The organism is Anaerotignum propionicum, from assembly GCF_024461735.1.
Classification (GTDB): domain Bacteria; phylum Bacillota; class Clostridia; order Lachnospirales; family Anaerotignaceae; genus Chakrabartyella.
Window position 1 is genome coordinate 212075 of the sequence record NZ_JANGAD010000006.1, and the last position, 15664, is coordinate 227738.

The following is a 15664-nucleotide window of genomic DNA, read 5'->3' on the forward strand; positions in this document are numbered from 1 at the left end:
GCCCTCCTGTTAAATGTAGGTACACCACTTAATTTCTGTGCCTTCATCTTCTTTGCTTGTCATCTCTATCCCCTGCTTATAAAGTCTGCGCAGCCTAGAATCTATGTTTGATAACCCAATATGATTTGTGTTTCCAGCAAGGATATTCTCAAGCTTTGCTTTATCCATTCCCACCCCATTATCCTTTACAGAAAAAAACAATGTCTTTCCTTCTCTAGAAATCTGAATATCTACAGTTCCCCCTTCTGCCTTTGGCAATACACCATGGATGATTGCATTTTCGATAATTGGCTGTAACACTAAAATTGGTACTTTTAAATTGTAAATATCCCCTTTAATATGAAAATCTACATCCAAACGATTGCCAAATCGAGCCTTTTCTATGGCAATATATGCCTTGGCCAGTTCAATTTCATGCTCTAAGGTTACCAATTGTTCAGAGCTTTTGAAATCAAAGCTTTTTCGCAGATATTGACCGAAATCTATCAGCAAATCTCTTGCCCGCTCACCATCAAAGCGGGAAACAGAAATGATAGTATTAATGGTATTATATAAAAAATGGGGTTTTATTTGTGCCTGTAAAAGCATCATCTCGGCAGAAGCTTTACTATCAAAATAAGTTTTTATCCTCTGGGCTTGTGTTATCATTTGAATCATAAGGGCAACCAAAGAACTCCAATAAAATATTTCCTTCATAGGGCTATCTATGCTGTTTGTCAAGTATAAAATATCGTGAAGATAACCAAACAGTAGGAAAGAAATACTGATTATGTTCAATTGCCAGTTTTTATAGCCTTTCCTTGCACCAATTAAAATAATAATGCAAACCACAAGTATGGCGATGCATTCACTCAAATTCGATACAAAAGCAAATTTTGTATAGTACACCGGATTCACGAAAATATATATTGTTTGGAACACAATCATGATACATAAATATATTCTGGAGGCTATTCTAGAGAATCCTGATGGAAACAATTCATGCATAAACATAAGCAAAAAGAACGTCAGCCAACCTGTAGCTCCATACCAAATACTGATTACACAACGAAAGGGAATACTGGAATGAAACAGAAGAAACTCTCCAACTGTATCTACACTGATCGCAGCCGAGAATGCTAGGAGAGAGAAGTAGAGGGTATATTTCAGCTCTCTGATCAGAAAAAAGATTGCCATATAGAATAACGCAATAATGATTAATACTCCAATCAAGAAGGTCTCTCTACCCACAAGCATATTTTCATAATTTTGTATCTGTTCTGCCTGTCCAAGGGAAAGGCTATCCCATAGACCACCTCTTGCATAGTGAAAATTAGAAACCTGAATGATAATATCAAATTCCTTATTTGGAACGGGAAATATCCCGCTTTGGGGATGATAAACGCCTTTTTCCCCTTTCCCGTCGGTGCTTACTGTTCCTGCACCAATCAAATAGGTATCATCAATAAATATCTGATAGGCACTAGAAACAGTTTTTAATCTCAGCGCTAAAAGGGTTCCTTTGGCAAGATTTGTTTGAACCCTAAGCCGATATGTGGCAAAGCCTTTGCCGGATAATTCCGTTTGATTCATTACATAGTTATCCCAGGTTTCTGGCACAAGGACAAAATTATTCTCCTCATTTTCTTTGAAATCACTATAATTTAATAGCCGATTCCAGTAAAAATCCCATTCCCCGTCCAGCAAAATAATACCTGAATTGGCAAAATCCCAGTTCCTCAAATCCAGAACACCTTGCTCAGCCCTTGGTGCAGAAGCTGTGGTACTGCACCCTGTGGATGTTAAAATCAGAATAAGTCCTAAAATAATAAAAGATATTCTCTTTGCAATTCCATGCATACTCTTGCTCCCCATTTTCAAACTGAACAATACTTCAGTATCTGCTTTCTTCATATTTCTTGTTAATTTGAAATACTATTTTATTCATCATACAACGTTTACCCCACATAACGCAACGAGCAGCTTAACAAAATAACACGTAATCAAAATAAGAATAAGGAAACAAGAAAAACCGTAATTTAACTCATATACATTTACAAATAAATACCGACTATATCATCCAATGGAATATAGTCGGTTTATCAATTCTTTACTTTGTTTATACCAGAAAATGGTCCATTACCAGAAATATCTTGGTTATCAAACAATGCCATACTAACATGAATTAATAACCCTATACCCAATTATATCTCAGATGTCCGGTGATATTTGGATTATCTTATCATCCCCAAAATGAATAATCCCTCTACCGTCCTTATTGCTTGTTGTAATGTAAATAGTACCGTCATTTGCCTGATATACTTCCCTTAGTCGTCCGAAGGTGTCCAGTAATAATGGCTCTACATCAATCACCTGTGTCCCAGTCTCATCGAAGGTAATTGCCAAAAGTCCATTTCCCCGTAACATGGATACCAATAATTGTCCCTTTCTCGGACCACTGTTAATAAATGCAGCTCCACCTGGGGCCCATGTTTCATTCTCACTCTGTAAAATAGGCTCGATAAAATCAGAACCTTCCAATTTCATATCGCCAAAAACTATAGGCCATCCATAATTTCCACCCGGTACAATCAGATTAATTTCATCATGATCTGTTTCCCCATGATCTGTGGCGTATAACATATTTTTATCGTTCCAAGCCAGACCTTGGGGGTTTCTCAATCCTAAAGCATAAACAGGTGAACCCGGAAAAGGATTGTCGGGGGGAATGCTTCCGTCTGTTCCAATCCGCAGAATTTTTCCAGCAAGATTATTCACATCTTGGGCTTGATCACGAATTCCTCCATCACCGGTAGTGATATACAGATAACCATCCGGTCCAATTTTTATTCTTCCACCATTATGAAAACGTCCCCCGGGAATCCTATCTAAAAGTATATCTTCCTTGATAGCAGTATCGCCTACTACATGCATTCGTACCACTCTGTTGTAAAACGATCCTTTTTCTCCATATGTATACATAACATAAATATACCCATTTGAAAGAAAATCCCTGTCCAATGCAAGCCCCATTAGCCCCCCTTCTCCGCTGCTGATAAAGGGTAGCACGAATGTACGTACCGGCACAGGATTTAATGTACCATTTGTTATAACACGCAGGTTCCCATCACGCTCTGTAAAAAAAATCCTGCCGTCTTCACTTATATCTATTGACCACGGTATATTTAAGTATTCTACAATACTTTGAACTTGATTAGGCTCTTTGTTAATCATCATTTTCTCCCCAATCTTTTTTATCGCTTCTCCCTGCTATATTCCTATCATTATATTTAATGAAAAACTGAATCATGTGTTAAATTTGTTTTCATACCATGGATGCTTAAATCTAGAGACCCTCTTTATGCAAACTCAAACATTTTATAAGAATGGGTTATTTACAACAGGGTATAAGCCAAGTTAGAACATTCATATTCTTTACTATGAAAACAATGATAGGGAGAGGTCCCATGAGAAAAAGTAAAATTAAGAATGTCGTGGTACACAAAGTGGCACCCAGCGACATGCAACTTCTTTCCGATAAAATGAGTGCATTCCATGCTGAAATTATAGAAAGAAAACTAAAACAATCCGGTCTATCGAAGAAAAGCAAATTGGAAGTTTTGGATAAAATCATAAACAACCTGAAATCTGATAAATAAACAAAATCTCCCTATCAAAAGCAATTTTTAAAACTGTTAAAATACAAATATCCCAAAATTCTCTAGATTGTTGGGCAAAATAAAGGACGACTCTTATAAATTAAGGAGTCGTCCTTTATTTTTTATAGCTTTATAAGGTAAAATCGGTTCCCTTTTTGCCTTGTTCCTTTATAAATCAGTATTTTGCAAAATGGTCTGATTCATAGAAATAGGAATCTCTGCCCTGCTTTTCCTCACTTAAGAAGCTACTGTCACGTCCAAACAGCTTAAAATTTTCTGTTTCATTGCATAACTTAAATTTTCCAATCTCTTGTTGCAATACTTGCGCCTGTGCAGCAAGCTCTTCGCTGGAGGCAGAGCTCTCCTCTGCAGTTGCAGCATTGGTTTGCACCACTGCTGAAACTTGAGAAAGCCCCTCATTGATTTGCTCGATGGCCAATGTTTGCTCTGTTGATGCAGTTTCAATTTCATGAATCGCCGTTACAACCATGTTGGTTTTTTCGCCTACCCCATTCAAAAGCTTCCGCGTTTCTTCCGCAAGCTGCTCTCCCTCAGAAACTATGGATACAGATTTCTCAATCAGATGAGAGGTCTGTTTCGCAGCTTCCGCAGATTTCGCAGCAAGATTACGTACCTCATCCGCCACCACAGCAAAACCTTTGCCTGCATTTCCAGCACGAGCCGCCTCAACTGCTGCATTTAATGCCAGAATATTGGTTTGGAAAGCGATGTCTTCTACAAGTTTGGAAATTTTAGAAATCTCCTGGGAAGACTGACCAATTTCCTGCATGGCATTATTCAATCTGTTCATATGCTCATTACTGGATGAAACCCCTTGGGCTGCTTGTTGCACATATTCTCCTGCTTTTTGCACACTGGAAGAATTCAAAATGGCCTGTTCAGAAACACTAATTGCAGAAGCTGTCAGCTCCTCAATTGTCGCCGCCTGCTCCGTTGAACCGGAGGCTAATGCCTGGGCACCATCAGAAACCTGACCCGCACCAATACCCACCTGTTCTGCTGTAATTGATACTGAGGAAATGAGCCCGTGCAGCTTTTCAACCAAGTCTGTCAACGCTTTCCCCATAATATCTGCTTCTGAGCGAATGGTAATTTTAGTAGTTAAGTCACCATTTGCAATCATTCTTGTTTTCTGTGCCTGCTCGTCCGTGCTAAGTACCAACTGGTCAAATGCTCTGGCAAACTCGCCAACCTCATCCTTCCGTGATGCCCATTTTATTCCATCCTCTCCAGCAACCTTTTTTACACCTAAGTCACCCACGGCAACCATACCGGCAATGGTCGCATACTTTTGCATGGGCTTCCCTATGCTATCAGCTATGTATTTGCTCAAGAAAGCGGAAATAATAAACGATACAATCATAACAGCAAGCATAACAAACAGTTCCACCCATGCCATTGATTTATTCATAGCAAGCTTTTCTTTTGCCATAGTATCGTTGTACTCAGATAAAGATTGAAATGCATTGGATGCATTTTGTGAGCTAGATGCCGCTTTTTCAATTAATATCAACAAGTTTTCCTTTGTTTCTCCTGACCTTGCTACTGCTAAAATTTCATCTGCAACTTTTTTGTAGCTTTCAAAGGCTTCCTGAGTCTTATCGAAATTTTGTTGATCCTGACTGTTGGAAATGGTTTTTGCATATGAATCTAAATGGCCTTGGGTACTTTCCAAGTCACTTGAAATTTGTTGGCAACGCTTTTCTTTCTCTGTGTCATAATAAACATAGAGATAAACAATGGATCTTCTCAAATCTTTAAATGAACTTTCCGCCTCTAAGGAATGCACCATTCCCATTGTGGTTTGATCATATGTTTTCTGCTGTCCTTGAATCATGCCTGCAATGCTCATAATACCAACAATGCCAATGATAACGCCAAGAAAGGATGTAAATAAAAATCCTGTTCTCAATTTATTAGAAATTATTAAATTTTCATACCACTGCTTCATATAAGTATCTCCCCTCTTCTTAAATGTCTCATGGAATCATTTCACCCATACTTTTAATACCTTCTCTAAAAGTAATTTTTCAAATAATATTTACTATTTTCTCTTGAGATTTTGAATTTTTCCATGCTATATCCCTACACAATCGATTCTTACTCTAACAATTTTAAATCTGTGATACTCTCATCGTCTATTAATTTTAATATCTCTCCTTTTTAAAAATCTACATTCCTTTTTAACAAATCATTTGTTAAATGATGTTTCGACAATTTTCTGCCAATAATTACATCTTCCTTATATTTTACCTCATAATGACCATCTTAAAATAGTGTCAAGTGTCACAATTTTAAAAAAATTACTTAATTACAAAATTGTAAGTAATAAAATAACAAACACTATTCTTATATTGATTTTTAAAGTTGTGCCTTTAGGCAACTTTTTATTACTGTCATCCCCTTTGAATGTATATAAATATCTTAGTGAAAGAAAACTTTCATAGAGAAGCCCTCTTTTAAAGATGAAAAGGTATATCCAGATCAAAAAGTAAAAAGCTTTTAGCCCCGCTTATTTACATAAGGGCTTCATGTTGAAATCAAAAGAAATTATCTTTTAACAACAAAATTATAAAATATGAAAGGTGGTGACTAAAATGAAGTTTTTTATATATAGTCGTAAATCTGTTTACACAGGTAAAGGTGAAAGCATTGACAATCAAATTGAAATGTGTAAGCAATATATATATTCAAAATTTCCAGATGCTACAAACACCCATATTTCAATTTATGAAGATGAAGGCTTTTCTGCTAAAAATACAGAGAGGCCTCAATTTCAAAAAATGCTCAGGGATATTAAATTACAAAAACCTGACTATATTGTTTGTTATCGATTAGACCGAATTAGTCGTAATGTAAGTGACTTTTCCTCACTCATCGAAGAACTAAACCTGCGCAATATCTCTTTCATCTGTATCAAAGAAGAATTTGACACATCAAAGCCTATGGGAAAGGCAATGATGTTTATTGCCTCTGTTTTTGCCCAATTGGAGCGAGAGACCATCGCAGAGCGAGTAAGAGATAATATGATGATGCTTGCCCGCACCGGGCGTTGGTTGGGTGGCACTACACCCACCGGTTATACCTCTGAAAAACTTCAAGAATTGGTTATTGATGGCAAGATAAAGACATCCTGCAAATTAAAAGATAATCCAGAGGAGCTCCTTGCAGTGGATTTAATTTTTCAAAAATACTTGGAGTACAAAAGCATCTCTGCTGTAAGTAAATATTTAATCAGCCAAAACATAAAATCACGGAATGGAAAATACTATTCCCTTCTTGGAATTAAGGATATCTTACAAAATCCAGTATACTGCATTGCCGATCAGGATGCCCGTAACTATTTTGTTAAAGAAAATGCCGATGTATGTTTTGAAGAAAAAGACTGCTCTAATAGATATGGGCTAATTTCCTATAACAAAAGGGATTATAAGAAAAAGCATGCACCAAGACAAGCCATTGATAAGTGGATTATTTCCATGGGAAAGCATAAAGGGCGTATTGAGGGAAAAAAATGGGTGGAAGTTCAAGCTATTATAACAGAAAACATTCCCACCGGAAAAAAGCCCTCAAAAATACATAATGATTATTCCCTGCTTTCAGGGCTCATTTATTGTGATAACTGTGGCGGCCGTATGTTTGCAAAACAACGCACAGATAAGTCTGCAAACTCCGTGTTGTTTGATTATATTTGCCATAGCAAGCTTCGTGGTGGAAAAAATCTATGTGCTTGTCAAAATTTAAATGGGCAGGAAACGGATGCGGCCGTTTGTCAGCATCTAATAGATTACATCATTGAAGATTCAAGTATCCTTAAGCTGTTAGAGACCCTAAAACGTGATATACAAAAGGAAGAAACAGAAAGCCCCTCAGAACGAATTCAGGTCAATATCAAAAAATGTAGCGATGAAATGGATAATTTGGTAAATTCAATTTCCGAAACTAAGCCTAGCCCAATTCTTCTAGAAAAAATAAATATTAAAATGCAACATTTAGAGCAGGAATTAATTGAGCTGAAAGAAAAGCAATATCAAGCACAGCAATATGACTTAGAAACCGAAAATTATAAGCAAAAAAAAGATTTTTTAATTTCCAGCCTTTCAAATTTGAAGAACAACTTTTCAGAATTAACAATTCAGGAGAAGCGAGCCTTCATAAAACTGCTGGTACCCAAAATGATATGGGACGGAGAAAACCTGCATATTTTTATATTCAGCAAATAACCAAAATAACCCTCACCCCATGCAATCAAAGAACAAATCACTAAACTTTCCTTTTGTTTGGTGGCGCATTTCCAACATTAATTGCAATGATTACAATGTTTTTTATTGGTACAGCGGGAGGGCTTTTACCCTCTATTGCTTCCTCAGTCTTACTAACTGCATTTATTTTATTAGGCATTATAATGACCTTTGTTGTAACAAAATTACTTTCCAAAACAATTTTAAAAGGTGTTCCCTCCTCTTTCACTTTGGAGATGCCACCTTATCGAAGACCTCAAATTGGAAAAGTAATTATTCGTTCCATTTTTGATAGAACCCTATTTGTTTTAGGCAGAGCAATTGTTGTTGCAGCCCCAGCAGGTTTGGTAATATGGCTCATGGCAAACATAAGCATAAATAATATAAGCGTGCTGAATCATTGTGCCTCGTTCTTAAATCCCTTTGCCCAACTAATGGGATTGGATGGCGTGATTCTGTTGGCATTTATCCTAGGCTTTCCTGCCAATGAGATTGTCATTCCAATTATCATCATGGCCTATATGTCCCAGGGAAGTCTGCTTGAACTAGATAGCCTTACTCAATTAAAAGAATTATTCGTCAACCATGGTTGGACTTGGATTACAGCAGTCAGCACCATGTTGTTTTCCCTGATGCACTGGCCCTGCTCAACTACATTGCTTACCATAAAAAAAGAAACAAACAGTTGGAAATGGACGGCACTAGCCGTAATTATACCAACGGCAATTGGTATTTCTGTTTGCATTTTATTTGCTAACATTGCAAAGCTTTTCATTTGATCAAAAGCGATCCCCATGTTTACTTGATCATCCCATAATCCCCCTTTGAGATGCATCAAAAAACCCAGCTTTTGAAGGAACCTGTTGAAATCATTTTTGCTGTATGAAAAGCAAAGCTTTCTGAATTCTATGCATTAACTCCTTATACAAAAAACAGGAAGTTTCAAGGCATTTTCGCCTCAGAACTTACCTGTTTTTTTCTATCATCTTAAATAACTCGAAGAAGGAAAGAGAAACCCATTGGAGGGACTCCCTGTTCCTCTATACTCTCAAATTTTTGAAATAATGATACATCCTTTTTATTACCCAGCAACATTACATGGTTTCATGGAAAGTTCTTTTGATAACCTCTAACTGCTGATCACGGCTTAAACGATTAAAGTTTACCGCATATCCGGAAACACGGATGGTAAGCGTAGGATATCTCTCGGGATTTTCCATAGCATCAATTAAAATATCACGGTTCATTACATTCACATTCAGATGATGAGCCCCTTGTATAAAATAGCCATCCAGTATATGAATTAAGTTCTCAATCCGCTGTCCTTCTTCCTTGCCCAGTGCATCAGGTACAACAGAAAATGTATTGGAAACGCCATCCTGACAAACGTTTCTATAAGGAATTTTCGCCACAGAGTTTAAGGATGCCAAAGCACCATTTTCGTCCCGTCCATGCATGGGGTTTGCTCCCGGTGCAAGGGGTTCTCCATATTTTCTACCATCAGGAGTACTACCTGTTTTTTTGCCATACATTACGTTACTGGTGATGGTCAAAGCAGACAAGGTATGCTTTGCATTGCGATAAATGGGGTGCTTTTTCAGCGCATTGGAAAAATGGGTTGCTATCTCCACTGCAATATCATCCACTCTATCGTCATCATTACCGTATTTAGGGAAATCTCCCTCTACCTGAAAGTCCACCGTTACACCATGTTCATCACGAATAGGGGTAACCTTTGCATATTTTATGGCTGAAAGGGAATCTGCCGCTACGGAAATTCCTGCTATACCAAAGGCTGTAAGACGTTCTACATCCCTATCGTGCAACGCCATCTGGCTTGCTTCATAAGCATATTTATCGTGCATATAGTGAATGATGTTTATGCTGTCAACATACAACTCAGCCACATAGTCCATAACTTTTTTATAGCGCTCAAGAACCTCTTCATAGTCCAATACATCTGCTTGGATAGGTTCAATGTTAGGCACAACAGGTATTTTTTGCAATTCATCCACGCCACCGTTTACTGCCAAAAGAAGGGATTTAGCAATGTTTGCCCTTGCGCCAAAAAACTGCATCTGCTTACCTACACGCATGGCGGAAACACAGCAGGATATGGCGTAATCATCCCCATACAAAGGTCGCATCACATCATCATTTTCGTATTGAATCGAGTCTGTTTCTATACTCATTTTTGAGCAGTATTCCTTGAAGGGATGAGGCAAATCTCTGCTCCAAAGCACCGTCATATTTGGCTCGGGAGCAGTTCCCAAATTGGTTAAAGTATGAAGGTAGCGGAAAGAGTTTTTTGTAACCAGAGGCTCGCCATTTAAACTGATTCCACCAATTGCCTCTGTAATCCAAGTCGGATCGCCACCAAACAATTCATTGTACTCCGGTGTTCTTAAATGACGCACCAATCTTAACTTGATAATAAATTGGTCAATTAATTCCTGTGCCTCTTTTTCCGAAAGAACTCCATTTTTCAAATCTCTTTCGATGTAAATATCTAAAAATGTGGATGTACGTCCCAAAGAAATTGCAGCACCATTATTTTCTTTTACTCCGGCGAGATACGCCATATACAAAAACTGCACTGCTTCCTTAGCATCTTTCGCAGGTTTACTAAGGTCAACACCATATTTCAAAGCCATGGACTTCATCTCTTTTAAAGCCTTTATTTGCATGCTCAATTCTTCTCTTGTACGAATACGTTCATCGGTCATTGCACCGTCAAACTCAGCTAATTCCCTTTCCTTTTCCTGCATTAGGAAATCTACTCCATACAAAGAGACCCTTCTATAATCCCCAATCACACGGCCACGGCCATAAGCATCAGGCAACCCTGTCAGCAGTCCAACATGTCTTGCCACCTTCGTCCTTTCGGGATAGGCATCAAAAACACCTTCGTTATGAGACTTTCTGTAGGCGTGAAAATTTTTCTCCACTTCCCCATTTAATTGATACCCATATTGATCCAGTGCGCTTGTGGCCATCTTTAAACCGCCATATAAATTTACAATTCGTTTTAATGGAGCATCTGTCTGCAAACCCAAAATCAATTCGTTTTTTTTATCAATATAGCCGGGAGCAAAATTATCAATGCCGGAGATTATGTCAGTTTCAACATCCAAGATGCCAGTTTTCATTTCTTCTACAATCAATTGATGGCACTTATCCCAAAGCTTTTTTGTTCTATCAGTAACCTCTTCTAAAAAAGAGTCGTCGCCATCATAAAGGGAATAGTTTTTCTGAATAAAATTACGAACGTCAATTTCTTTTGTCCATCTGCCTGTTTCAAATCCCTGCCATGCCAATATATTCATGTTTTCAATCCTCTCTTTGTCTTTAGGAAATGCTATCTAAAATCAATTTCTGAAGTTGTTTCGTCTTTTCTTTGCACATGGGTGGCGTATCTTTCAGCGGATAATCAACCCCCATAACAGTGTATTTTTCCACACCTAACGTGTGATATGGCAGAAGCTCTATCTTTTTCACATTTGGAATTGTTTTGATGTAGCCTCCAAGCCCTATGATATGTGCCTCACTGTCTGTAACGTCAGGTACGACCACATGGCGTATCCAAAGAGGCGTTTCACTTTTTTTCACTGCATTCAAAAAATCTGTGGGAACAGAAAAATCGCCCCCCGTTAAAGCTTTATATTCTTCTGGTAAATAGTGCTTTACATCAAACAACACGAAATCTGTAACTTCTAAAAGCTCCTGATAATTTCCAAATCCATAACCTGCCGTATCCAGACAAGTGGATATATTTTCCTTTTTACATGCTCGAAATAATTCTGTTACAAACTCAATTTGCAAAAGCGGTTCACCACCGGAGCAAGTCACACCCCCTGTATCACCAAAATAGGGTTGAAAACGCCTCAGCTTTTTCATTATTTCGTTCACATCTACTTCTTTTCCCCCTTGCAACTGCCAAGTATCAGGGTTATGGCAATACTTGCAACGCAACCCACAGCCTTGGAGAAACAGAACGCTTCTTATGCCGGGGCCATCCACCAATCCCATGGATTCAATGGAGTGAATTTTACCTTTTTGCACATAATCACCTCTTTCTAGTTCAAAATTTTGAATTAGAAAAAGCCGACAATCCGGGCTTTTTCTGCCCAGACGGTCGGCTTGTTAGTGATTATACTTCACGTGGTTGAACCCACTTTTCCGTCAGTCATATAATCTATGAAATGATTCTAGCATGCTTATTTTTTATTGTCAATGAAATTTATTCAATTTAAAAAAGAAAATAAATTGTTATCAAAAATTTTTTTAGATGTTTAAAATTCATTTCCTACTCATCGATTAAGCAAGCACAATTATAAAAAATCTATATAATTGAAACTATTGAAAAAGCGATAAGTAAACATTTTCGCCCTCTGATATTAACAACAATTGATTCATTTTTAATCCTTAAATCATTGGAATTATTAACCATTTTATGGTAAAATCAGTAAAAGCCAACATTGTAAAATCCCTAAAACGTAAAACACATTATTTTTTTTTATTAATTATGACGAAAAAAGAAAAATATATAGATTCTTTCTATATTTTTGCTATAATGATTGCGAAGAGGTTGATAAAGAAAAAAGGAGGAAAGTAATGAATTTAAATCAATTATACTATTTTAAAACTTTGGCTGAGTTGGAGCATTACACAAAAGCTTCGGAAAGATTAAATATCTCCCAGCCAACATTAAGCCATTCTATCGCTGCTATGGAAAAAGAATTGGGGGCAAATCTTTTTGAAAAGCAGGGACGGAATGTGGTTTTAACAAAGTATGGAAGAATTTATATGTTTTATGTGGAAAACGCATTGACTCAGTTGGAATTGGGGAAAAATCAAATTGAAAGACTTATTACAGTGGGGGGTGGACATGTAGGCCTTGCATACATGACCTCTGTGGGGGCAAATTTTGTACCGGAAATTATCGCAGGTTTTTTGGATGATCCCCAGAATAAGAATATCTCTTTTTCTTGTTATGAAGGAAATACAAAAACATTGCTTTACAATCTGAAAAGAGAAAAATATGATCTGGTCTTCTGCTCAATGGTTGAAAATGAAAGTGACGTTGAATTTATCCCTGTTTTTGAACAAGGATTGGTTGTAATCGTCCCCGAAAATCATGCTTTAGCAGGAAAAAAGAAAGTGAGCATTCAAGATATTTGCCCTTATCCTTTGATCTGCTATACAAAGGAAAGTGGTATGAGACGGATTATCGATGACTTGTTTTCAAAAGCCCAAATTATGCCTAATATTCTTTGCCAGTTCGAAGATGTCAACTCAATGGCAGGTCTGGTACAAGCAAACCAAGGAATTGCCATTATTACTGACAACCCAACGATACAAAACTACAATGTAGTAAAATTAGATTTGGACACTGCTTATTCTAAGCGCATGGTTTATCTAGCCTATGTGGTAAATAGATATTTACCACCTGCAGTTGAAAAATTTAAGGAACATATATTGGGAACAACTAAAAAATAAATTTGCCTTGGGCGTATATACTAAGACTACAATCCCCTACAATGATGTATACATCTATTGTAGGGGTATTTTTTAGTTAACAAAAAAAGCACATCCTTTTGTATACAATTGCCCTTTAAGGACTTGCTCTCTTTCGCCCATTTAATATGCGGTTGCCTATGGCTTTTTTCAGTGATCTGCCATTTTAAAGAGGATGTCCTTTCCAATGGCAAAGGGAGTATAACAATCTATTTCTGAATCATCTGCTTACTATATTATAACAGTACAAAAAACAATTCCGCACCCTTAATTTTATGGAATTAAAAAATCCTGCTGACACTATCAGCAGGACTTTTTCTAATTATGCCATGAATAATTTAATATCCTCATCTACTGTACCAATACCGCTGATTCCAAAGCTTTCAACTAGAACCTTAGCAACATTGGGTGATAAAAATCCTGGAAGTGTTGGTCCCAAATGGATATTTTTCACACCAAGATACAACAGAGCCAACAAAACAATAACTGCTTTTTGCTCATACCAAGCAATATTGTATACAATTGGAAGCTCATTGATATCATCAAGGCCAAATACTTCTTTTAATTTCATTGCGATAACTGCGAGGGAATAGGAATCGTTACACTGACCTGCATCCAATACCCTTGGGATGCCCCCAATATCCCCTAATTGCAACTTATTATAACGGTACTTTGCACAGCCGGCAGTAAGGATTACTGTATCCTTTGGAAGCTTTTCAGCAAATTCCGTATAATACACTCTGGATTTCATCCTGCCATCGCAACCAGCCATTACAAAAAACTTTTTAATTGCTCCGGATTTTACTGCATCAACCACTTTGTCTGCCAAAGCAAATACCTGATTATGTGCAAAGCCACCAACAATACTGCCTGTTTCGATTTCTTCTGGTGTTGGTAAAGTTTTTGCAAGGGCAATGATCTCTGAGAAATCCTTCTTTCCATTTTCATCAGCTATAATATGCTTGCAGTCAGGATAACCGCTGGAGCCTGTTGTAAAAATTCTTCCTCTGACTTCTTCACTTCTTGGAGGAACAATACAGTTGGTTGTAAACAGAATCGGTCCATGGAAGGATACAAATTCATCGATTTGCTTCCACCATGCATTGCCGTAGTTGCCAGCAAAGTTGCTGTATTTCTTAAAGGCAGGATAGTAATGTGCAGGCAGCATCTCACTATGGGTATATACATCCACTCCTGTATCCTTTGTTTGCTCCAAAAGCTGTTCCAAATCCGTCAAATCGTGACCGGAAATCAGTATAGCAGGATTTTTTCTAACACCAATATTTACCTCTGTGATTTCAGGATTACCATATTTAGATGTATTTGCCTCGTCAAGAAGTGCCATGGCCTTTACACCGTACTCACCTGTTTTTAGGGTAAGTGCAACCAAATCGTTAGCCGTAAGTGTATCATCCAATGTTGCCGCTAACGCTTCATAAATAAATGCGTTAATATCCAAATTTACCTTGCCAAGGTTTCTCGCATGCTCTGTATATGCAGCCATACCCTTAACGCCATAAATAATCATTTCTCTTAAAGAACGTACATCTTCATTTTCTGTAGCCAAAACACCAATGCCCGATGCTTTTGTCAGCATAGACTCTGTAGAATCTACTGTAAAAGTTGCAGCATCGTGTAATCCACCTATGGATACCTTTTCTTTTAATGCATCACGCATACCAAGCACCTTTTGAATCTGGGCAATAATTGCGGCATCATCAAAATTTGCATTGGTTATTGTAATAAACAGGCTGTTAATGACCTCATCGTTAATGCCGCCAAGCTCATTTACATCCAGCTTTCCTTTCACAATAATTTCAGAAATTCCCTTTACAGTATAAATCAATAAATCCTGCAGCTTCGCAGTCCCTTCTGTTTTACCGCATACCCCTCTAACCATGCATCCTTTTCCACCTGTTGTTTCTTGACACTGATAGCAAAACATACTCATGGCTTTTCCTCCTTTTTCGTCCCTATTTTTTCTACATTTTTCCAAAAAACTTCTATTCCCAGTATACAAGTATCAATTGCATTAGTCTGTTGTATATACAACAGAAAAAATACTTTTTTGTAATTTTTGGGATTACACTGCCGTTTGTTTTTGTAAGAAATTGTTCATTTAGCTTTTAAAAAAATTTTTTTATCAAATAGATTGAGCCCAATAGCTCCGTCTTCCAAAAAATAAAGGCAATAATCATCACCACCAGCTCAGCTGGTGGTTTGCTCTGCCCCTAGAAGGGGCTTTTA

The 15664-nt window shown here is 37.4% G+C and carries 9 protein-coding genes, 1 pseudogene and 1 riboswitch; of the genes and pseudogenes, 4 read left to right on the forward strand and 6 right to left on the reverse strand.

Translation table 11 applies throughout. The features are described from left to right. Nucleotides 1-9: 9 nt before the first annotated feature. On the reverse strand, nucleotides 10-1839 hold the full coding sequence (locus NE558_RS09865; RefSeq protein ID WP_256149874.1) for a sensor histidine kinase: 1830 nt from the start codon (nucleotides 1837-1839) through the stop codon (nucleotides 10-12). Between the two features lie 351 nt (nucleotides 1840-2190). Beyond that, nucleotides 2191-3213 (reverse strand): PQQ-dependent sugar dehydrogenase, encoded by a 1023-nt coding sequence (locus tag NE558_RS09870; protein WP_256149875.1) that lies wholly within the window; start codon nucleotides 3211-3213, stop codon nucleotides 2191-2193. A gap of 233 nt (nucleotides 3214-3446) precedes the next feature. Between NE558_RS09870 and NE558_RS09875 the strand changes: the two genes are divergently transcribed. Next, nucleotides 3447-3638 (forward strand): hypothetical protein, encoded by a 192-nt coding sequence (locus NE558_RS09875; protein ID WP_256149876.1) that lies wholly within the window; start codon nucleotides 3447-3449, stop codon nucleotides 3636-3638. A gap of 175 nt (nucleotides 3639-3813) precedes the next feature. On the opposite strand, the gene NE558_RS09880 is transcribed toward NE558_RS09875, so the two are convergent. Next, on the reverse strand, nucleotides 3814-5610 hold the full coding sequence (locus tag NE558_RS09880) for a methyl-accepting chemotaxis protein (RefSeq protein ID WP_256149877.1): 1797 nt from the start codon (nucleotides 5608-5610) through the stop codon (nucleotides 3814-3816). Nucleotides 5611-6256: 646 nt separating this feature from the next. Here NE558_RS09880 and NE558_RS09885 point away from each other — a divergent pair. Together NE558_RS09885 and NE558_RS09890 are read left to right on the forward strand one after the other, a co-directional pair. Next, the gene (locus tag NE558_RS09885; RefSeq protein ID WP_256149879.1) at nucleotides 6257-7882 is read left to right on the forward strand and encodes a recombinase family protein; all 1626 of its coding nucleotides are present in this window, start codon (nucleotides 6257-6259) and stop codon (nucleotides 7880-7882) included. Nucleotides 7883-7929: 47 nt separating this feature from the next. Next, nucleotides 7930-8679, forward strand: a pseudogene (locus tag NE558_RS09890) (nucleoside recognition domain-containing protein); the annotation flags it as partial. A 315-nt stretch (nucleotides 8680-8994) separates the two neighbouring features. Here the strand turns inward: NE558_RS09890 and pflB are convergent. Together pflB and pflA are read right to left on the reverse strand one after the other, a co-directional pair. Continuing rightward, a complete protein-coding gene (gene pflB / locus NE558_RS09895; RefSeq protein WP_256149880.1) occupies nucleotides 8995-11226 on the reverse strand; it encodes a formate C-acetyltransferase in 2232 nt (743 codons plus the stop codon). Between the two features lie 22 nt (nucleotides 11227-11248). Then, the gene (pflA, locus tag NE558_RS09900; RefSeq protein ID WP_256149881.1) at nucleotides 11249-11962 is read right to left on the reverse strand and encodes a pyruvate formate-lyase-activating protein; all 714 of its coding nucleotides are present in this window, start codon (nucleotides 11960-11962) and stop codon (nucleotides 11249-11251) included. Between the two features lie 56 nt (nucleotides 11963-12018). Beyond that, a riboswitch (ZMP/ZTP riboswitch) is annotated at nucleotides 12019-12100 on the reverse strand. 414 nt (nucleotides 12101-12514) lie between these two features. Between pflA and NE558_RS09905 the strand changes: the two genes are divergently transcribed. Further along, the gene (locus NE558_RS09905; protein WP_066049587.1) at nucleotides 12515-13399 is read left to right on the forward strand and encodes a LysR family transcriptional regulator; all 885 of its coding nucleotides are present in this window, start codon (nucleotides 12515-12517) and stop codon (nucleotides 13397-13399) included. Nucleotides 13400-13739: 340 nt separating this feature from the next. On the opposite strand, the gene hcp is transcribed toward NE558_RS09905, so the two are convergent. Further along, nucleotides 13740-15368, reverse strand: a complete 1629-nt coding sequence (hcp, locus tag NE558_RS09910) for a hydroxylamine reductase (RefSeq protein WP_256149882.1) — start codon at nucleotides 15366-15368, stop codon at nucleotides 13740-13742. Nucleotides 15369-15664: the final 296 nt, after the last annotated feature.

What these genes read in the sequence shown, in the direction of transcription:
- NE558_RS09865 (WP_256149874.1), bottom strand. Translation starts at nt 1,839, where the DNA reads ATGCATGGAATTGCAAAGAGAATATCTTTTATTATTTTAGGACTTATT.
- NE558_RS09870 (WP_256149875.1), bottom strand. Translation starts at nt 3,213, where the DNA reads ATGATTAACAAAGAGCCTAATCAAGTTCAAAGTATTGTAGAATACTTA.
- NE558_RS09875 (WP_256149876.1), top strand. Translation starts at nt 3,447, where the DNA reads ATGAGAAAAAGTAAAATTAAGAATGTCGTGGTACACAAAGTGGCACCC.
- NE558_RS09880 (WP_256149877.1), bottom strand. Translation starts at nt 5,610, where the DNA reads ATGAAGCAGTGGTATGAAAATTTAATAATTTCTAATAAATTGAGAACA.
- NE558_RS09885 (WP_256149879.1), top strand. Translation starts at nt 6,257, where the DNA reads ATGAAGTTTTTTATATATAGTCGTAAATCTGTTTACACAGGTAAAGGT.
- pflB (WP_256149880.1), bottom strand. Translation starts at nt 11,226, where the DNA reads ATGAATATATTGGCATGGCAGGGATTTGAAACAGGCAGATGGACAAAA.
- NE558_RS09905 (WP_066049587.1), top strand. Translation starts at nt 12,515, where the DNA reads ATGAATTTAAATCAATTATACTATTTTAAAACTTTGGCTGAGTTGGAG.
- hcp (WP_256149882.1), bottom strand. Translation starts at nt 15,368, where the DNA reads ATGAGTATGTTTTGCTATCAGTGTCAAGAAACAACAGGTGGAAAAGGA.